The sequence below is a fragment of the Parahoeflea halophila genome (genome assembly GCF_900220985.1).
GTDB lineage: Bacteria > Pseudomonadota > Alphaproteobacteria > Rhizobiales > Rhizobiaceae > Hoeflea > Hoeflea halophila.
On the sequence record NZ_OCPC01000003.1, the window covers coordinates 339377 to 357217 of the forward strand.

Annotated in this window: 19 protein-coding genes and 1 other RNA gene; 9 read left to right on the forward strand and 11 right to left on the reverse strand. The window is 62.0% G+C overall.

Translation table 11 applies throughout. From position 1 onward, the window contains the following. Positions 1-49 precede the first annotated feature (49 nt). The 4 genes from CRO46_RS12160 to CRO46_RS12175 form a co-directional block, all read right to left on the reverse strand. Positions 50-577, reverse strand: a complete 528-nt coding sequence (locus CRO46_RS12160; protein ID WP_097108039.1) for a dihydrofolate reductase — start codon at positions 575-577, stop codon at positions 50-52. A gap of 8 nt (positions 578-585) precedes the next feature. After that, positions 586-1380, reverse strand: a complete 795-nt coding sequence (locus CRO46_RS12165) for a thymidylate synthase (protein ID WP_097108040.1) — start codon at positions 1378-1380, stop codon at positions 586-588. Positions 1381-1566: 186 nt separating this feature from the next. Further along, positions 1567-2727 carry a WD40/YVTN/BNR-like repeat-containing protein gene (locus CRO46_RS12170; RefSeq protein ID WP_097108041.1) on the reverse strand — a complete coding sequence of 387 codons (1161 nt, stop codon included), beginning with the start codon at positions 2725-2727 and terminating at the stop codon, positions 1567-1569. Positions 2728-2893: 166 nt separating this feature from the next. After that, complete coding sequence (locus CRO46_RS12175) at positions 2894-3202, reverse strand: DUF2853 family protein (RefSeq protein WP_097108042.1); 309 nt, start codon at positions 3200-3202, stop codon at positions 2894-2896. A 116-nt stretch (positions 3203-3318) separates the two neighbouring features. Between CRO46_RS12175 and ssrA the strand changes: the two genes are divergently transcribed. The 4 genes from ssrA (at position 3319) to CRO46_RS12195 (ending at position 4967) form a co-directional block, all read left to right on the forward strand. Then, positions 3319-3692: a transfer-messenger RNA gene (ssrA, locus tag CRO46_RS12180) on the forward strand. Between the two features lie 247 nt (positions 3693-3939). Continuing rightward, the gene (locus CRO46_RS12185) at positions 3940-4497 is read left to right on the forward strand and encodes an SspB family protein (protein ID WP_097108043.1); all 558 of its coding nucleotides are present in this window, start codon (positions 3940-3942) and stop codon (positions 4495-4497) included. A gap of 11 nt (positions 4498-4508) precedes the next feature. Further along, positions 4509-4703 carry a DUF4169 family protein gene (locus CRO46_RS12190; RefSeq protein ID WP_097108044.1) on the forward strand — a complete coding sequence of 65 codons (195 nt, stop codon included), beginning with the start codon at positions 4509-4511 and terminating at the stop codon, positions 4701-4703. 3 nt (positions 4704-4706) lie between these two features. Next, positions 4707-4967 carry a ribbon-helix-helix domain-containing protein gene (locus CRO46_RS12195; RefSeq protein ID WP_097108045.1) on the forward strand — a complete coding sequence of 87 codons (261 nt, stop codon included), beginning with the start codon at positions 4707-4709 and terminating at the stop codon, positions 4965-4967. Positions 4968-5034: 67 nt separating this feature from the next. On the opposite strand, the gene CRO46_RS12200 is transcribed toward CRO46_RS12195, so the two are convergent. Both CRO46_RS12200 and CRO46_RS12205 read right to left on the reverse strand, forming a co-directional pair. Then, a complete protein-coding gene (locus tag CRO46_RS12200) occupies positions 5035-8907 on the reverse strand; it encodes an AsmA family protein (protein WP_342170986.1) in 3873 nt (1290 codons plus the stop codon). 44 nt (positions 8908-8951) lie between these two features. After that, complete coding sequence (locus tag CRO46_RS12205; RefSeq protein WP_097108047.1) at positions 8952-10367, reverse strand: FAD-binding oxidoreductase; 1416 nt, start codon at positions 10365-10367, stop codon at positions 8952-8954. Positions 10368-10526: 159 nt separating this feature from the next. Here CRO46_RS12205 and CRO46_RS12210 point away from each other — a divergent pair, with 159 nt between their 5' ends. The 4 genes from CRO46_RS12210 (at position 10527) to CRO46_RS12225 (ending at position 13486) form a co-directional block, all read left to right on the forward strand. After that, positions 10527-11024 (forward strand): thioesterase family protein, encoded by a 498-nt coding sequence (locus CRO46_RS12210; RefSeq protein ID WP_097108048.1) that lies wholly within the window; start codon positions 10527-10529, stop codon positions 11022-11024. Positions 11025-11027: 3 nt separating this feature from the next. After that, positions 11028-12665 carry a chloride channel protein gene (locus CRO46_RS12215; RefSeq protein WP_097108049.1) on the forward strand — a complete coding sequence of 546 codons (1638 nt, stop codon included), beginning with the start codon at positions 11028-11030 and terminating at the stop codon, positions 12663-12665. 37 nt (positions 12666-12702) lie between these two features. Then, positions 12703-12957 (forward strand): DUF2164 domain-containing protein, encoded by a 255-nt coding sequence (locus CRO46_RS12220; protein WP_097108050.1) that lies wholly within the window; start codon positions 12703-12705, stop codon positions 12955-12957. A gap of 112 nt (positions 12958-13069) precedes the next feature. Further along, positions 13070-13486, forward strand: a complete 417-nt coding sequence (locus tag CRO46_RS12225) for an MAPEG family protein (RefSeq protein ID WP_097108051.1) — start codon at positions 13070-13072, stop codon at positions 13484-13486. Between the two features lie 175 nt (positions 13487-13661). Here CRO46_RS12225 and CRO46_RS12230 read toward each other — a convergent pair whose 3' ends face one another. Both CRO46_RS12230 and CRO46_RS20255 read right to left on the reverse strand, forming a co-directional pair. After that, positions 13662-13946: a Flp family type IVb pilin gene (locus tag CRO46_RS12230; RefSeq protein WP_244577871.1), complete on the reverse strand. Its 285-nt coding sequence runs from the start codon at positions 13944-13946 to the stop codon at positions 13662-13664. 213 nt (positions 13947-14159) lie between these two features. Then, the gene (locus CRO46_RS20255; RefSeq protein ID WP_280176266.1) at positions 14160-14291 is read right to left on the reverse strand and encodes a hypothetical protein; all 132 of its coding nucleotides are present in this window, start codon (positions 14289-14291) and stop codon (positions 14160-14162) included. Positions 14292-14387: 96 nt separating this feature from the next. Here CRO46_RS20255 and CRO46_RS12235 point away from each other — a divergent pair, with 96 nt between their 5' ends. Continuing rightward, on the forward strand, positions 14388-15251 hold the full coding sequence (locus CRO46_RS12235; RefSeq protein ID WP_097108052.1) for a LysR substrate-binding domain-containing protein: 864 nt from the start codon (positions 14388-14390) through the stop codon (positions 15249-15251). 404 nt (positions 15252-15655) lie between these two features. Here CRO46_RS12235 and CRO46_RS12245 read toward each other — a convergent pair whose 3' ends face one another. From CRO46_RS12245 to CRO46_RS12255, 3 genes are all read right to left on the reverse strand, one after another. Beyond that, positions 15656-16102: a protein rhiC gene (locus tag CRO46_RS12245; protein ID WP_244577872.1), complete on the reverse strand. Its 447-nt coding sequence runs from the start codon at positions 16100-16102 to the stop codon at positions 15656-15658. Between the two features lie 87 nt (positions 16103-16189). Further along, entirely contained in the window at positions 16190-16771 is a 582-nt protein-coding gene (locus tag CRO46_RS12250) for a tail fiber protein (RefSeq protein WP_097108054.1), read from the reverse strand. 163 nt (positions 16772-16934) lie between these two features. Next, on the reverse strand, positions 16935-17630 hold the full coding sequence (locus CRO46_RS12255; protein ID WP_097108055.1) for a protein rhiA: 696 nt from the start codon (positions 17628-17630) through the stop codon (positions 16935-16937). Positions 17631-17841 lie beyond the last annotated feature (211 nt).

Sequence of the window (17841 nt, forward strand, 5' to 3'; positions counted from 1 at the left end):
AACGCGGCAGTGCCACATACGGGGCGGATTGACGCTTATTCGTGCCGAATTATCGGTCCCGCCGGCGCCAGACCGCAAAACGGACCGAATGGCTGTCCTTTTCGGTCTTCACCGGTTCCGAAAGGCTGATCCTTTTCCACAGGCTCGAATCAATATCAGGAAAGACGGTGTCGCCCTCAATCTCGGCATCGACCTCGGTTAGGTTGAGTTCGTCGGCGCGGCCGATGGCCTGGGCATAGATCTGGCCGCCACCAATGACCGAGACCTGGCGGGAGCCTGACTGTTGCGCATGGCTGTGCGCAAGCCTCAGAGCTCCGTCGAGACTGTCGACCGTCTCAATGCCGTCAGCCGTAAAGCCCGAGCGGGAGACAACAATGTTGGCCCGACCCGGCAGCGGCTTGCCGATAGAGTGGTAGGTCTTGCGGCCCATGATCACCGGTGTGCCCAGTGTGACCGCCTTGAAATGTTTGAGATCTGAGGGCAACCGCCACGGCATGTCCCCGTCCCTGCCAATCACGCCGTTTTTCGCATGGGCTGCGACCAGGACAATCTTTACGTCGGCGTCAGCGTCCGTCATCTATCTGGTCACACCGCAATAGGGGCGGAAATCGCCGGGTGCGGATCGTAACCCTCGAGCTTGAAATCCTCATAGGTGAAGGCGAACAGGTCTGTGATGGCGGGATTGATCTGCATCACCGGCAAGGCGCGTGCGTCGCGCGACAGCTGCAGGCGGGCCTGGTCGAAATGGTTCTTGTAGAGATGCGCGTCGCCCAGCGTGTGGACAAAGGCGCCCGGCCTGAGACCGGTTACCTGGGCTACCATCATGGTCAGAAGCGCGTAGGAGGCGATGTTGAACGGCACGCCAAGGAAGATGTCGGCGGAGCGCTGATAGAGCTGGCAGGAAAGCTTGCCGTCGGCGACGTAGAACTGGAACAGGCAGTGGCAGGGCGGCAGCGCCATGTTGTCGACCTCCGCCGGGTTCCAGGCGGTGACGATATGGCGGCGCGAGGCCGGATTGGCCTTTATCTGGCGAACGACGCCTGCGATCTGGTCGATGGTGGTGCCATCGGGCGCCGGCCAGGAACGCCATTGTGCGCCATAGACGGGGCCGAGATCACCGTTCTCGTCGGCCCATTCATCCCAGATCGAAACGCCGTTTGCCTTGAGGTAGCCGATATTGGTGTCGCCCTTGAGAAACCACAGGAGCTCGTGAACGATCGAGCGCAAATGCAGTTTCTTGGTGGTCAGCACCGGGAAACCGGCCGAAAGATCGAACCGCATCTGGTGGCCGAAGATGCTGCGCGTGCCGGTGCCGGTGCGGTCGTCGCGGTCGGAGCCCTGGTCGAGAACAAGGCGCAAAAGGTCGTGATACTGCTGCATGGCCGCCGCTTGATGATTCGAGGAAGTGCGATCCTAGCCGAGTTGGACGCTGGCTTAAACGCCGCAGGCCGGTTATCCCCTCTCCAGAGACGCGACCACTTGGCACTTTGAGTCCGGCCTTTTTCGCAAAGCTCTGTTTTACCAGATGTATCACCAGCTGCTGAAACAGGATCGGGCGGTTCGCGTCTAGCTGCGGTCGAGCACTTCCACGGCGAGAATGGTCGGCAGATGCCGGGCGATCTCGTTCCAGCTGTCGCCTTCATCCAGGCTGGCAAAGACGGAGCCCGAGTTGGTGCCGAAATAGATCCCGGCCGGATCGTGCGTGTCTCCCGCCATCGCCTGTCGCAGCACGGTGAAATAGCACGCTTGCTGCGGCAGGCCATCGCGCAGATCCTGCCAGCTCTGCCCGCCATCGCGCGAGCGCCAGACCGCGGCTGCGGCATCGGGCGGATAGCGGCCTTGGCTGTCGCCATTAAGTGGCAGCGTCCAGATGGTATGCGGATCGCGCGGATGCACCCGGATCGGAAAGCCGAAGCTGGACGGCAGCCCTTCGGTAATGTCGTCCCAGTTGCGTCCGCCATCCGCCGAACGCCAGACGCCGTGATGATTCTGCTGGTAGAGAAGATCCGCCACGCCCGGCGCACGCATCATGTTGTGGACGCAATGGCCGATCTCGCCATCGCGCGGCCCCGCTGGATGATCATGCTTAGCGCAACCGTCGGCGTTGGAAAGCCGGTTGCGCCGCTCCCAGCTGACGCCGCCGTCCTCTGTGGCAAAGACGCCTGCCGCCGATATGCCGATCCAGAGCTTTGTCGAATCGGAGGGATCGGAGACGATGGTGTGAAGCACCAGCCCGGCGGCCCCGGGGTTCCAGTTTTCGGCCGACGGGTGGTTCGTCAGGCTTTCTATCCTGTGCCAGCTCTGGCCGCCATCCCGGCTTGCAAGCAGGCCCGCGGGCTTTGTGCCAGCATAAAGCGTGCCGTGCGCATATCCAAGTGACCACACCTGCGAGAAGGTGTCGGCGAAAGGCAGCGGCTCGGCGGTCCAGCCGATCATGGCGGCAAAATCCGCGTCATTTGCGGCCCAGTCATCCATGGAGCCGCGGCTCAGGCGCGTGAGCTGCCAGCTTTCACCGCCATCCCGAGACCTCCAAATGCCGGCGCCGTTCCAGTCGCCACCCCCGGCTGCCCAAAGGTTGCCGCTCACCGGGTCGCCGATGATGTGATTTATCGGCCAGCCATCGCAGAATGGTCCGTTGACAGCCCAGCCGTCATGATCATCGTTGCCAGAGACAAGGAAGGCGCCCTTGGTGGTGCCGACGAGGATTGTCACGCTGCGAGAAGACATCTAGGTGCGCTCCATCAAGCTTCGCGCAGGTTATCATCGCGCCGCCTTATTGCCTAGTAACGCTCGCAGGCACGGGAAGCGGCAGGGATCGTGTCATGCATGCAGAAAAAGGCCCCGCCGCTGCAGCCTGCAGTGCGACGGGACCTTGCAACACCCAGTCGACAGATCAGAGATCGCCGAGCTTGCCGAGTTCCTTGGCGACCAGATAGTAGAAGGTAACGCGGGACTTGCTGTTGTCGGCCTGCATCATCTCGCAGACTTTGGCGACTGCATCGTCGGCAGCCTCACCGGTAACGCCGAGCTTCTTGCCGCACCATTTCTCCGAAACACGCGCGAGTTCCGAAGGATCAGAACAGGCAACCATTGAAGAGTCCCGGCTTCTGAGCGCAATGCCCAGGTGCTTGACGATCTTGTTGATGGTTTCGTCGGAAGCGCCGGCATCATATTTCTTCACATCGGCTGCGTAGTCGGTCATGGACAGTCCCCTTGTTGCTGGAAATAGGCCAACTCGAGCCGCATTCCGTTGGCAATTCAACGAGCGCATGTTTGGCATTGTAGCCGATGCTGTCAATAGCCATCCCTTTTCGATACCCCCTTTTCATCGGCTGACCGGCACCCTATATTAGGCATGCTGCGAAAGCAGCTATGACAATAAACGAGCGCTGCAATAAACCATTCGGACCCGGGGGCGGTACCCGGCGCCTCCACCATGATCCGGCCTGTTGCCGGCAAGCGGCCCTAGCGGCCGGATGATGATGGGGGCGAAACAGGATCGACGAGGGTGTAAAGAGCGACTTTTTGTTCGGCATTGTACCACCGTTATCGGGCTAAACTTGTAGTTGCAAACGACAACTATGCGGAAGCTCGTCTCGCTGCCTAATGGCGGTGTGACACTTCAAATTAAGTCCTAGAGGGTCGCACTTCTAGGCGGGGTTCGGAGGTACCTGGCAACAGAAACCTCCACTTTCCCGACCTGCATGAAAGCCGAGCGGACAGCCACTTTTCTCCTCTCACGCGGGATCAGCGGGTTGGCATCCCCTGAACGGTGCCATAATCGAACGATTATAGATGGTTTGGGGCATTATCCTGCAACATAGCTTTCATGGGCACCGGCTTTCCGGTAATAAAGCAGGATGAATCGGCGGCGAAAGACCGCGCACACAGATGAATTGCGGCCCACCGATCCGGGCCCAGACAGGAAAGAACGCGCAGATGCCGCAGGACCACATTCGATACGACATTCTTGCCCAGGAAGCGCTGCGTGGCGTGATCCGCAAGGTGCTGTCCGAGGTTGCGGTGACCGGCTACCTGCCGGGCGACCATCATTTCTTCATCACCTTTCTCACCGACGCTTCGGGTGTGCGGATTTCGACAGCGCTCAAGGAGCGGTATCCGGAACAGATGACCATCGTGGTGCAGCACCAGTTCTGGGATCTCAAGGTGACGGAATCGCTGTTCGAAATCGGCCTGTCTTTCTCCGACAAACCCGAAAAGCTGGTGGTGCCGTTCGCTGCGATACGCGGCTTTTACGACCCGTCGGTCAATTTCGAACTTGAGTTCGACACCGTGCTCGATGCCGCCGCCAATGACGGCGACGAAGACGACGAGCGTGGCGAACTGGCAGGCACGATCGAACGGCTGGTCGACCCGGCTTCGAAAGACGAGACAGCTGATTCCGCTGACGCGGGCGGCGATGACACAAGCCCCGATGGCGAGAAAAAGCCCGGCGCAGATGTCGTCTCTCTCGATTCTTTCCGCAAGAAAAGCTGACAGGCCGGCTGATGAGCGGCGACGTGGTCAATTTGCGGATGGCGCGGAAGCGTCGCGACCGCACCGCTAAGGAAGCCGAAGCGGAACGCAACCGCTTTGAACACGGACGTTCAAAGGCCGAACGCGACCTTGCCCGCGCACGCAACGAAAAAGCCGCGCGCGACCATGATGCGTCACGCCGCGAGCCCGGCGATGGCAGTTCCTGAGCCATGGCCGGCGGTCAGATCCGCAAGCACTCGGTCAGCATCCGCGGACATCGCACCAGCATAACCCTCGAAGACGCCTTTATCGACGCTCTCAGGCAAATGGCCGAGGCGCGCGGCTTGGCGGTGGCAGCGCTGATTGCAGAAATAGACAGTTCACGTGCCTCGCAGGGTGCGGAGCCGGTCAACCTGTCGTCTGCAATCCGTGTTGCGGTGCTTGACTGGGCGCTCAGCAACGCTGGCGAGACATCCTCCACCACCACTTAAGGCGAGACGGGAGCCTGGAGCTCGCAAAACCTCCAGTGGCGCGTCAAAGGCCAGATCGCCGCGCGGTTCAGCCGTCCGGCGTTATCAGCCGGCGGATCGGGTCGTCGACACCCGGAAGATCCTCGAACTGAAACTCGCGCATGTCGAAATCCGGTAGATCGTCGGCTATGGCGGAGGGTGGGTCAGCCGGCGGTTGCGGCAAGGGCCGGCGTTCGACTGCGCCCGACCCTGCCGAACCTTGCTGCCGGGCCGCCTCTTCAGCCGCACGCTGGGCGGCAGCCCTTGCTTCCCGCTCGCGCTCAGCCTGTTCTTTCTCGAGCCGCCTTTGCTCCTCGGCGGCACGTCGAGCAGCCTCTTCTGCCTGGCGGTCGCGCTCAGCCTGTTCTTCGGCCAGGCGTCTTTGCTCCTCTGCCGCAATGCGTTCGGCCTCTTCTGCGGCCAGGCGCGCGGCCTCTTCAGCCGCGATACGGGCTGCTTCTGCGGCCTCGCGCTGCTCCGCGCGCTCTTTCAGCAGGGCGATTTCCCGCCGCAGCCGCTGTTTTTCGACGACCCCCGCCTGAAGCAGTTCCACGTTGCGGCGCTCACGCTCAAAGGCGCGCATCGACAGATAATTGGTCATCTGTGCGGCATCAATCGAAACTGTTGGATCAACGAGAAGTCCACCGAAGCTAAAGACCACCGAAGGATCGCCGCCGGCAACAGCCTCGACGCCGGGCTCGAAGCCCAGGCGCCAGTCTGCCTCAAGCCGCAGGCCGACCAGATCGACGCGGGCATCACCCGACAGCTCGGCATCCTGATCGGTAAATCCGCTGTTGGTAAAGCGCATCACGCCCCCGGTGAGTGTAAAGGGAAGCTGCAGCGTTTCCGCCTTCATTTCACCGCCGGCCATCAGCCGGTCGACCATTCCGGCTACGGCACTGGTCTCGATTTCGAAGCCTTCACGGTCGGCCGAACCAAGAATGCGGCCAAAGCCGGCGGGATCCAGCCCATCGATGACAAGATCGGTCGCCGTCAGCTGGCCACCGCCGGCAAGCGAGGCGATGAGCTCGCGCATGGATTTGCCGGTTCCCTCGATGCTCGCGCTCGCTCCGGCTGTCCCGGAAAAGATGGATCCACCGCGCAGCGTCTTTTCAAGCGCTGCGAGACCGGCTCCCTCCACCTCGATTCTCGCGGACAGGAACACCGATCCATTGGCATTGCTCAGCGACAATCGCCCGCCCAGGCGGCCTCCGAACCAGTCGGCTTGTGCATTCTCCAGAGCCATCAGCCCGGTCGCGGTCGACAGGTCGGCCTTGAGGTTCTGCGCCACCCCACCGCGTCCAAGGTCAATCCGTCCGGCTTCGAGCGCGATCTGCATTTCCGGCTGGCCGGGAGACGGCGGCAAAAATGGCTGATCGTTCCAGGCCGCGCCATCAGAGCTGAAAAGCTGTGGCCCTAGCGCCAGCTCACCCAACCAGTCGAGATCGGCATGGTCGATCAGCAGATTGCCTTCGGCGGACAGGACCGAGGCCGCGCGATCAAATTTCAGCTCGCCCGAAAAGGCATTGTCTTCGGCCTTGCCGGCGATGGAAGACAGCTCGGCTGTTGTCTCCTCGAGCGCAAGCTTCGCGCTCATAGAGAACGGCAAGCCCGCACCGGCCTGCGGGATGGTATGGCCGGACATGATGATCAGCGGCTCGATATCGGTGCTTTCGACTTCCAGATCGAAACGGCCGGTGACCGGTTCGGAGGCCGGGACAGCGGCGTTGCCCTCGAGCCGGATCCGGGTTCCCGCCGCGGTCAGCTGCAGCTCGATGCCGAGCTCGTCGTCATTGGCTCCGCCGGAGGCCCCCAGTTCGAGAGATGCCGGCCCCTCACCTTCCAACGGCAATACGCTCAATCCCAACTGCTCAAGTATTTGATAGGCTTCCGGATTGTCAGCCTTCAGCGTCATCGTGCGCGGTCCGTCGCCGCCGGGCGTCAGGCCGGTTCCCAGTGCGGTGGCCGTGAAACTGGATCCACCCGTCACACCGCTGAGGCTCAGCGAGGGACCGGCATCGGGATCGAGCGTCAGTTGCAGGTCGGCGCTCAGATCGTCAAAGGCGGCACTGTTGGCGCCAAGCCGGCGGATGAGCTGGTGGCCGCCACTGAGCTGTTCGGCCAGGGCAAACAGGCCTGCAGCCGATTGCGCGGCGAAACCACCGCTGATTTGCCCCCTCGGAGCGGCGAACGAACCTGCCAGCGAGCCGGTAAACTCGCCCGATGCGCCACCGAAATCGGCAAATTTCAGGCGCTCGATGGTCAACTCTCGGTCACGCCAGAACATCGAGGTGTCCAACCCCTTCAGACTGTAATCCCCAAGGGTGAAGATGTCGGCGGTAATGCGGGTGGCAAGGTTGTATTCTTCGAGAGGCTGGAGCGAATTGCCCTGCCCCTGTGCAAGCAGCACCAATGCCTGGACGGCATCGACATCGAACCTGTCACCCGCCAGTTCAACCGATAGCGCTGGCGTTCCGGCCTCCGGTGTCTGACGTTCCAGACGTCCCCTGAGAATGGCCGGTCCGACCGCGACCTCGAGCGCCTCGAACCGCTGCAGGGCGGATGACAGGCTGACATCGGCGGAAAAGCCCGCTGCACCCAGGCGCCGGATCACAGGATCGACCTCACCGACCAGCCAGTTGGCCAGACCCGAGGGCTGGGTCGATGCCACAGTCAGGCGGCCGTCGAAGCTGGCGTCGCTGCCAGAGACCAGACGACCGCGGGCCTCCACCGTCGTGCGTCCCGGCAGGTTTGCCGAAAAGCTGTCGACCTGCCAGGCGTTGCCATCAGGCCGGGCCTCCAGCTTGATTTCCCGGAGCGTGGTGTCGCCAGCAACAATGGCCGGCAGGTTGAGCGAGACGCGGCCGGGCAGCGGTGGCGGCGGCAGCCGGTCGATGATCTCGTTGACCATGGCCAGCCGCTCTCCAAGCGGCACGGCGGCAACAGCTTCTTCCGGAGCGCTTTCCTCGCCTGCAAGCCGGTCCATGTCGATCTGCTGACCATCGGCCAGAAGCAGGAAATCCGGATCGGGACCAGTGTCGATGGCAGCTTGCCCGGTGACGATGTAGGGGTCGGCGGAAAGGCCGATTTCGGCGCGCCATTCCTTGATCGACAGCCGCTCGTTGGTGGCGGCGAAATCGCCCTTGGCGACAACCAGCGGCTTTGCGTCTGCGGCAGCACCCGGTGCTGTATCGGAGAGTGCCGTGAAGGTGAAGAGGCCGTCATATAGCGGCTTGTTGTTCTCGATCCTGGCTTCGCCCTCGGTCTCCAGCAGCACCGGCCACTCATCCGGCACGATCCTGAGGCGCATGCGGATCGAACCATTGTCCTGGGCAATCCCGGTGGACAGCGACAGACCGCCCCGCTGACCCGCGATTTCTCCTTCGGCCTCGACAAGCCACGGGCCGGAGAGCGATTTGGCCGAGACGAGCGCATTGATGTCCCTTGCACGATGGGTGCGGTCGTTCTGATCATCAATGATGGTGATGTCGGCATTGCTGATGGTCACGCGTTCAAGCACCACGAGATCGCCGGGCGGAGTCGGCTTGCGCTTGAGTGCCCAATCAAGCCGGCCGTCTTCAAGCACCCGCACCACGGCCTTGGGGGCCTCGACCCGCATGTCGAAGATCAGAACCTCACCGGAGAGGAACGGTGCCAGTTCCGCATCCATCGAAAACCGGCTGATTGTCATGGAAGGCTGAGCCTCGTCGCCGACCACGACATCGGAAAAGCTCACCGACGGAAACGGAACCAGCCGGGCATCGGCATCGCCGCGCACCTTGACCGGCTGGCGGATGATGCGGCTTGCCTCGGCTTCGAATGCTGTCCGGTAACTGCTCCAGTCGATGAAATAGGGAGCAATCAGCGCTGCAAACAGCGCCATGACCAGCAGACCGCCAATGGCGACGAACAGACGAACCAGTTCTCAATCCTCCAGTGCGGCCGGGATTTGCGAGTGTGAATATGTCATGATTCGAACGAAAACAGTTTGCCCGGGTTCATGATGTTCATGGGATCAAGCGCCTGTTTGATCTGGCGCATCATCGAAACGCCCTCGCCCATTTCGAGCGCAAGATAGGGCCGCTTGCCCTGACCTATACCATGTTCACCGGTGCAGGTTCCATCCATCGCCAACGCGCGGGCATTGAGCCGCTCGACGAAATCTTCCGCGGCGGCGACCTCAGCGGAAACATCGGGATCCAGCAGTATCAACACATGGAAATTGCCATCGCCGGCATGGCCAACGATCGGCGCGATCAACCCGTTCGCCGCGATGTCCTCCTGGGTTTGCACGACACACTCGGCCAGCCGCGAGATCGGCACACAGACGTCGGTGGAGATTCCCTTGGCGCCGGGCCTGAGCTGCAGCGAGGCCCAGTAGGCGTTATGGCGCGCCTTCCACAGCTCGCTGCGCTGTTCGGGGTTGGTGGTCCAGAGAAATTCGCCGCCGCCGCATTCGGTGGCGATCTCGGCAAACAGTGCCGCCTGTTCGGCCACGCCGGCCTCGGTTCCGTGGAACTCGAGAAACAGCGACGGGCTTTCGGGATTGTCGAGCTTCGAATAGGCGTTGCAGGCTTTCATCTGCAGCGCGTCGAGCAGTTCGATGCGGGCGACGGGAATGCCCATCTGGATGGTCATGATCACCGCGTTGCACGCTGCCTCGACGCTCGGGAACGGGCAGACACCACCGGAAATGGCCTGGGGAATTCCCTGGAGCTTGAGGGTCACAGAGGTGATTACCCCGAGCGTGCCCTCGGCACCGACGAACAGGCGCGTGAGATCGTAGCCGGCGGAGGATTTGCGGGCGCGGCGGGCTGTGCGGATTTCTTCGCCAGACGCAGTAACGGCGGTGACGGCGATTACGTTGTCGCGCATGGTGCCGTAGCGCACGGCATTGGTGCCGGAGGCACGGGTCGACGTCATGCCGCCGATCGAGGCATTGGCGCCCGGGTCGATGGGAAAGAAAAGCCCGGTGTCGCGCAGATAGGTGTTGAGCTGCTCGCGGGTGACGCCAGGTTCAACGGTGCAGTCGAGATCCTCCGAGTTGACTTCGAGCACCTTGTCCATGCGCGACATGTCGATGGAAATGCCGCCACTGGGCGCGTTGACCTGACCTTCCAGCGAGGACCCCGTCCCGAACGGGATGACGGGGACACGGTGATCGGCACAGGCCCGCACGATCAGCTTGACCTCGTCCGCCGAACCCGGGAAGACCACCGCATCGGGCAACTGGCCCGGGATGTAGGTGGCCGTGTGGGCATGCTGCGCGCGAATCGCTTCACCGGTCTGCAATTTCTCGCCAAAACGCTGGCGCAGGACACCAATGACCGCGGCAATGCCGTCTTCATTGCGGATACCCGGTTCGATGTCACTCAGACCCATGCGATTTGCTCCGTTCGCTCGTATCCACGCCAAAAGTGTCACAAGCTTGCTGCAACGGCGTGATGAGGTAATGTGCAAACTGAAGCGCTCTTGTCCAGTGTGGGCAGCGCCGCAGAACAACAATAGTGGCCAGCGACCACTGTTAGTAAGGGAGAAGCCATGTTGTTTGATGCTCCGGTGATCGCGCCCGCGCGCGGACTGGATCCGGCCTGGCTCGATTACAACGGCCATCTGAACATGGCCTATTACCATGTGCTGTTCGACAAGGCGGTCGATCAGGTGTTCGACCAATTGGGATGCGGACCGGGCTATCTCGCTGCGCGCAACATGAGCTTCTTCACCGCTGAAACCCATGTCTGCTATGTCCGAGAGCTCAAGCCCGACGCAATCGTCAGCGCGAGCACCCAGCTCATCGATTACGACAGCAAGCGGATCCAGCTGTTTCAGGAGCTCAGGCATGCTGACGGATGGCTCTCGGCCACCTGCGAAAGCATGCTGCTGCATATCGACATGAACGGCCCAAGGGCCATACCCATGCCGGACGAGATCCTGGCCACCGTTGCCCGCATGGCCGAGGCTCACAAGCACCTGCCCCGGCCCGAGCGCGCTGGGCGCTCGATCGGCATCCCGCGACGCCAAGCCCAAGGGCCAGACTGATCCATGCTGCTTGATATTCTACGCGCGATGCCGGGACGTATCCGAAGCTGGGTGCTCCCCAACATCCGGGCCTTCATCGAGCACCGGCAGCCGGTCATCTGGCTGTTGTCGCTGATCATCGGGCTCTCGGTTGCCTGGGCGGCGATCGGGTTCCGGCAACTGATCGGCATTGTACAGCTCTACTGGCTCGGTGACACTTCGGAACAGGTGCTGACAGCGGCAAGCCGCGCACCCTGGTACATGATCATCGCCGGGCCGACCCTTGGCGGTGTCGTGGTCGGGATCCTGATTTCGCGCTTCATTCCCTCGCGGCGGACGAGCGGCGTTGCCGATGTGATCGAGGCGCGGGCGCTGACCGGGCGCCGGCTCAGCCTGCGCGAGGGCATCATGAGCGCCGTGACCACCGCAATCTCGCTCGGCGCCGGCGGCAGCGCTGGCCGTGAGGGGCCGGTGATCCATCTCGGCGCCACGCTGGCAAGTGCCGTGGGTGACCGGCTGAACCTGCCGGACTATGCCCGCCGCACCCTGCTTGCGGCCGGTGTCGCCTCGGCGATCTCGGCAAGCTTCAATGCGCCGATCGCTGGCGTGCTGTTTGCCCATGAAGTGATCCTGGGCCACTACGCCTCGCGCTCGTTCGTTCCGATCGTCATTTCGTCGGCGGCCGGCGCAATCGTGTCACGGCTCTGGTTTGGCGACGCGGCGGCCTTCATCGTGCCGGTCTACCAGATCACCTCCTACTGGGAGTTTCCTGCCTTTGCGCTGCTCGGCGTCGTCTGCGCCTTCGTGGCGGCTTCGTTCCAATTTGCACTGCTGTCGGCGGAGTATCTGGCGCGGCGCACACCGATTCCCATCTGGGCGCTGCCGATCTGCGGCGGCTTCGCGGTCGGGCTGATGGCCATCGCCTTTCCGCATATTCTGGGCGTCGGCTACGAGGCTACCGACCTGGCGCTATGGGGCCAGTTGTCGCTGGGGCTGATGCTGACGCTGATCGTGGTGAAGACACTGGCCACCGCCATCACCCTGTCGTCCCGGTTTGGCGGCGGGGTGTTTTCCCCCTCGCTCTATCTCGGCGCCATGACCGGCGGGGCTTTCGGCATCATCGCCGCAGGCGTCTTCCCAGAACTGGCATCGAGCCAGGCACTCTACTCGATCCTTGGCATGGGGGCTGTGGCAGGCGCTGTGCTTGGCGCGCCGATTTCAACCACGGTGATCGTGTTTGAACTGACGGGCGGCTACGCGCTGTCAATCGCGCTTCTCCTGACCGTCGCCATCGCCCATGGCGCCAACCTGGCGCTGCATGGACACTCTTATTTCCAGTGGCAGCTGGAGATGCGCGGACTGTTTCTCAAGGACGGGCCGCACCGCAGTGAATTGCGCAATGCACGAGTGATGGATTTCATGACGTTGCCGGGCGATAACACAGAGGCGGAGTATTATGATCCGGAATCCGAGGTTCCCTCGCTTAAAGCCAGGGACACGCTGGAGACCGCGCTGCGGGTATTCGACTCCAGCGGCCACAAGCGGTTGCCGGTGATTGCCGATGACGAAAAGAGGCGGATTGTCGGCTGGGCCGAGCAGGTCAAGGCGGTCAGTCATTTCAACCGCCGCCTGATCGCCGCCAGCGAGGAAGAGCACCGGTAGACGCCGCACACAAAACCCGACAGGACAAAGGTCTCAAATGAATCCAATCAGCTTCACCCGCGAGGAAACCAAGGCCATGGCCAGCGAATTACAGGAGTATTTCCGTGAGGAACTGGATTTCGACATCGGCCTGCTGCCGGCCGAGATGCTGATGCGGTTCTTCGGCGAGAAGATGGGCGCCTATTTCTACAACCGCGGCCTGTATGACGCGCAGGAGCTGATCGCCAAGCGGATGGTCAGCCTGACCGACGAGGTTTTTGCGCTGGAGCAACCGACCGGTCACCTGCGCTGACCGGCGAGACCTTCGGCAACGCAGCTCATTCTCATGCCTTGCCAAAGGCGGCATCGGCGTTCCACCAAGATCTGCCGGCCCCTTCGTTTTGGCCCCACGATGGAGACCTGAAATGCAAAACCTGGCACCAGCGCTTTCGGCTGTCGGTATCTACGCGGCGCTCAACATGGCCATATTGTTCTGGATCGCCACCGTAACCGGAGAACTACACCGCAAACACAGAGTTCTGGTAGGCGACGGCGGGGTCATGCATCTCATCCGCATCAACCGCGGCCATGCCAATGCGATCGAGAACATGCCGTTGTTCTTCATCATGCTGCTCACCGCTACGCTGATCGGCATGCCGGTTATCGCCGCCCATGTGCTCGGTGCTGTCTTCACCATAGGCCGCGCGCTGCACGCCTGGCACTTCATCCAGGAAGACGCGCCTGGCTGGCAGCGCGGCGGCGGTTTCGGCCTGGCGTTCCTGGCGCAGGTGGTGCTGCTGGCAGGATTGCTTGGACACGGGCTGTGGACGCTGGCGGGCTGACACCGGCCCCGCGCGCCTGGAAAATTAGGCGTTCCAACGTCTCGGGCCACGCGTTCATCAGGAACACGCGGCCCTCTTCCCGATAATTTGAGCAAACCCACGTATCTTTCCCGAGGTCAGCATATCAGCTTTGCTGATGCCGGTCAGGACCGGCTCGCTCAAAAGCGCTTGCGGGCTATGGTTGGTGTCCGTCAGCGTCACCGTCGACGCTGCCGATGGCCCGTGCCGGCGAGGCGGTATCGAGGGCCACCAGACTTGTGCCCCCGGCGGTATTCGACCGGTCCGGCGCGGCACTGTCCAGCTTTTGCGACATGGAGGTGAATGTGGTGTCGAATGCTTTGCCGAGCGTCTCGACGCCGGTGAAAAGCAACACGGCAAAAATCGCCGCTGTGAGGGCATATTCGATAGCTGCTGCGCCGGAATCGCAATTCACGGCGCGGGTGCAGAGTACCTTCATCATGGAGGTCCCTTCAAAACATTGTGCACGCTTCCGGTCTCTCATTGACCGGATCAGGGCAATCATTGGCCTGACGCGTCACGGTTGCACAGCTCCTCTTTCAAAGCCGTTGACGCGAGTGATTAACAATGTGCCAAAACGAAACATCAGCTTTATTCCGGATCAACGCGGCTCTGTCCGGCCGGGTTTGCACGGGACGGTTGCAAGCTGAAAGGATCAGCTCGCCTTGCGGCCAAGGCCCTTCAGTCTTGATGCGAGGGTCCGGAACCAGCGTTTCTGCGCAGGGCCTGGAGCCGGTGTGGCGGTGCGAGTGGCCTCGAACATGGCATTGGCGATCAAAAGCAACATGGTCCTATCTCCTGTGCGACCTGATACTAGCCCGGCGCCTTACATGTCCAAAACGAATTCAATTGATGTTTATGATGATAATTCCTAATAAGGGTTATGCAACGTGATCTCGAAATCGACCTCCTGCGCTCCTTCGTGGCGATCGCCGCGCACCGCAGTTTCACCCGCGCGGCGGAAGCCATCGGACGCACGCAGTCCGCCGTCAGCCTGCAACTCAAGCGGCTGGAACAGATTACCGGTGAACGGCTGTTCGAGCGCAGCCGCAATTCTGTCGAGATCACGCCGACCGGCGAAGCGCTGCTGGTGCATGCCAACCGGATTCTGATGGCCAACGAGGCGGCGCTGGCGCATATCAGGCGGCCGGAAGCGGAAGGCCTGATCCGCTTCGGCGCACCGGATGACTATGCCAGCTACCTGCTGGCGCCGATCCTGGCGGGGTTTCGGGCCGAGTATCCGCTGGTGGAGTTCGAGCTCACCTGCGAAAGCTCGATCGACCTTGTGCCGATGCTCGAGCATGGCGAAATCGACATCATGCTCGGCACCCACCAGTCAGACCAGGTCAATGGTCGGATTGCGCGCTATGAATCCCTGCACTGGGTGGCCGGCCCCGATTATGTCGACGATCCGGCCAAGGGGCTCTCGCTGGCGCTGTTTCCTCAAGGCTGCGCGGTGCGCCATGCCGGACTCGTGGCACTCGAACAGATCGAACGGCCCTGGCGCATCGTCTGCTCGACCCGCAGCGTCGACCTGATCGAGAAAACCGTGCTCAACGGCGCCGGCGTCTCGGTGATGGAAGCCTCCATCATCCCCGGGACCCTGCGCGTACTCGATGGCCAGCCCGGCTTCCCGCCACTGCCCGAAATCGCCATGAGCGTGCACTACAACAAGGCAGCCTGCCCGCCACATGTGGGGATATTCGCGGATTACCTGGTGGGGGAACTGGGGAAGCGGCGCGTGTAGTCCGGATGGCGCACTGGCACCCAGGCGCGTGGCAAATGCCACATGCAGCTATGGGCAATGATCTATCCACCGTCATGCCGCACTTGATGCGGCATCCAGCCAGTTTTAGTCCTTGTGCTGAACGTGTCTTACCCCCCGGCAGAAACCGGGTCAGGTTTGGCCTGAGAAACAGACGGTCAGCTTTTTGGCGTCGAGTGCAACGATGTTGCAGTAGTCGAACTTGTAATGGTGGCCGATGGAACGTCCGGGATCTGTGCCGGTGGATCTGGCAACCAGTTGGCCCGAGTCGGTGGCGCCACGCGGTTGAACCCGAGGAAGCCGGTTCTTCGCATCAAGCAACAATTCACCCGGCCGGCAACGGGCCGCCCGGGTGAACTGTCTTTGTGGAGCAGGCACTCTGACTTCTAACGCCAGATTGAGCCCTTGAACTGGCCGGTGGCGTCTCCCGGGGTTATGCCGGACAGGTCACAATGGTTGGGATTTCCCGGCACATCGGCCTCGATCAGCCGGGCGCTTTTGACCGGCGCGTTGATCACGCAATAGGCGTCGAAGCGGACCGGCAACCCCTGCAGCGTGTTTTCGCGATTGCCACCCGGACGGCAGTTGACGCTGGCGCCAAGCATGCGCCCGGTGATGTCAACCTCTTCGGTTCCGAAACTGCAGACTTCGCCGGTTTTCGTTCCGGGCGTTCCGCCGGGGCCACCGATGGTGACGCCGCGGATGACGACGCCGGTCGTCACCGGTGTGACGCCGGACATCAGACCGGCTTCTTCCGCGAGGGCATGGGAGGTGATCGTCGCGGCCAGGGCGAAGATCATCGAGGGCAAGGGATGCTTGTATGGCAAGTTCATCACGGGTCTCCTTTCAAGGTTTCGAGGCATTCTCCCACGCAGCTGCATGGCGTCGTGAAGCGGGGCTTTGGTTATCGGCTCCGGCGATCAGCGGAACTTGATGATGTAATTGACGGCAATGTTCTTGGGGCGCGTTTCGGACGAGAACCGGGCCGGTGATGCGAGCCCTTCGGTCTGTTTCTTCGTCACATTTGTTCCCGCGGCCGGACCTGATTGCGAGACGGCCGCCGGGCTGGTGATGTCATATTGGTGGGTGTGATCCTGCAAGGCATCGCACTGAAGCGAGCCGACAACATTGGCGGTGTTGTTGCCGGTCGGGTCCCACCGGGCCTTGGCATCAGGATCCATGCCGGCGCCGGCATCGAGCCCTCGCAGGAAAACCCCGCGATAGTCCGGAATGCGGAAGTCGGCGCCGGAGTTTTTCTCGCCGTAAAGAAAGCCGATCACCGCATGCAATTCGGGGTAGCTGGCAACGCTGAGATAGCGTCCGTCGCACAGCATCCAGCCCTGGCTTTCGATGTGATTGAGCGGACTGGCGGCCTTGCCGCCCTCGACAGGCGTGATGGCTGCGCAGGCCGCATTTGACCAGATGGCATTCGGGGCGCCGGAGACAGGATCGACCTGCCCGGCGAAGGGGCTCACGGACCCGACGGGCATGGCGAAAGACATGACGGTTTCCTTACATGATCGGCACGATGGAGACCGGGAGCGGAGTGGCGCGCCCTGGCGGGCGGTGCTGTGGCGACGCGGTCTGATGGCAGTCGCCTGGGCGCAACTTTCTCCGCTCCCGGCCGGCTCTGCGAAGTCGCAAGCAGAGCCGGAGAACGGTTGTTCAGGCCGGGTTGATATCCCAGGTGTTGTCGCCACCGAGCACACAGTCGAGCGCGAACACGGCCGACTTGAACTTCGCCTCGGCAGTCTGCGTGATTGTGTTGATGTTCAACACCGTGCCAATCCTCGTGTTGGTTCCTGCTGCCACCCAGTAGCTCGGCGTCGGCGTGAACACGTGCTGGAGATTGGTGCCGGCCTGCACGGCATAGGAACCGGTGCCGGACATGCCGATGCCGACAGAGAACTTGTTGTTGGGGACATCTGCCGCATCATTGATGATCAGCGATCCGTCCGGCGGTCCCTTTACCGGATCGGAAAGCCCGGGACCAGGGGTGAGCGAGAACTCGGTCGTGTTCTTTCCGCTCGGGCTGCAGTCCTTGGGGCCGCCGGCATCGAATGTCACGCCGGGGATCAGTTGGCCGGTATCGCTCCAGACGAAGTTATACTCGATCTCCCAGGTGAAGCGGATGTGGTCGCCAACACGGATCATGTAGGGTGAGCAGAACCAGGCTAGAGAGAACACGTCGGCCACCTGGGCGGGCATCTTCTGGTAGACGTAGAATGTCCAGGGCTGTGCAGACTGGTTGATGAGCTTGAGCGAATACTGGGTACCCTGCCCCATGGCCTCCGCGTGGGACTGCGACATGAGCGATTCGAACGGCATCGTCTGGTCGGCGTAACTGATATGAATGGACATCTGCTTATCCTCTGCTGTGAAGCCCTTTCAGGCCAATGGTGGAAGGACCCACACCGGATTGGTGGCGTGGCCGGACCCTTAGGAGACACCGCACCCGGAACGAATTCCGATGATCTCTGACATCTTCGGTCACCTTGCCCGATTGCCACGTGTGCTCGGCGCAACTGTTTGAAACTGCAGAGCTACCGCAATTCCAGAGGGTGCATTCACA

Coding starts and splice junctions, on each gene's coding strand:
- CRO46_RS12160 (WP_097108039.1), bottom strand. CDS start 577: ATGACGGACGCTGACGCCGACGTAAAGATTGTCCTGGTCGCAGCCCAT.
- CRO46_RS12165 (WP_097108040.1), bottom strand. CDS start 1,380: ATGCAGCAGTATCACGACCTTTTGCGCCTTGTTCTCGACCAGGGCTCC.
- CRO46_RS12170 (WP_097108041.1), bottom strand. CDS start 2,727: ATGTCTTCTCGCAGCGTGACAATCCTCGTCGGCACCACCAAGGGCGCC.
- CRO46_RS12175 (WP_097108042.1), bottom strand. CDS start 3,202: ATGACCGACTACGCAGCCGATGTGAAGAAATATGATGCCGGCGCTTCC.
- CRO46_RS12185 (WP_097108043.1), top strand. CDS start 3,940: ATGCCGCAGGACCACATTCGATACGACATTCTTGCCCAGGAAGCGCTG.
- CRO46_RS12190 (WP_097108044.1), top strand. CDS start 4,509: ATGAGCGGCGACGTGGTCAATTTGCGGATGGCGCGGAAGCGTCGCGAC.
- CRO46_RS12195 (WP_097108045.1), top strand. CDS start 4,707: ATGGCCGGCGGTCAGATCCGCAAGCACTCGGTCAGCATCCGCGGACAT.
- CRO46_RS12205 (WP_097108047.1), bottom strand. CDS start 10,367: ATGGGTCTGAGTGACATCGAACCGGGTATCCGCAATGAAGACGGCATT.
- CRO46_RS12210 (WP_097108048.1), top strand. CDS start 10,527: ATGTTGTTTGATGCTCCGGTGATCGCGCCCGCGCGCGGACTGGATCCG.
- CRO46_RS12215 (WP_097108049.1), top strand. CDS start 11,028: ATGCTGCTTGATATTCTACGCGCGATGCCGGGACGTATCCGAAGCTGG.
- CRO46_RS12220 (WP_097108050.1), top strand. CDS start 12,703: ATGAATCCAATCAGCTTCACCCGCGAGGAAACCAAGGCCATGGCCAGC.
- CRO46_RS12225 (WP_097108051.1), top strand. CDS start 13,070: ATGCAAAACCTGGCACCAGCGCTTTCGGCTGTCGGTATCTACGCGGCG.
- CRO46_RS12230 (WP_244577871.1), bottom strand. CDS start 13,946: ATGATGAAGGTACTCTGCACCCGCGCCGTGAATTGCGATTCCGGCGCA.
- CRO46_RS20255 (WP_280176266.1), bottom strand. CDS start 14,291: ATGTTGCTTTTGATCGCCAATGCCATGTTCGAGGCCACTCGCACCGCC.
- CRO46_RS12235 (WP_097108052.1), top strand. CDS start 14,388: ATGCAACGTGATCTCGAAATCGACCTCCTGCGCTCCTTCGTGGCGATC.
- CRO46_RS12245 (WP_244577872.1), bottom strand. CDS start 16,102: ATGAACTTGCCATACAAGCATCCCTTGCCCTCGATGATCTTCGCCCTG.
- CRO46_RS12250 (WP_097108054.1), bottom strand. CDS start 16,771: ATGTCTTTCGCCATGCCCGTCGGGTCCGTGAGCCCCTTCGCCGGGCAG.
- CRO46_RS12255 (WP_097108055.1), bottom strand. CDS start 17,630: ATGTCCATTCATATCAGTTACGCCGACCAGACGATGCCGTTCGAATCG.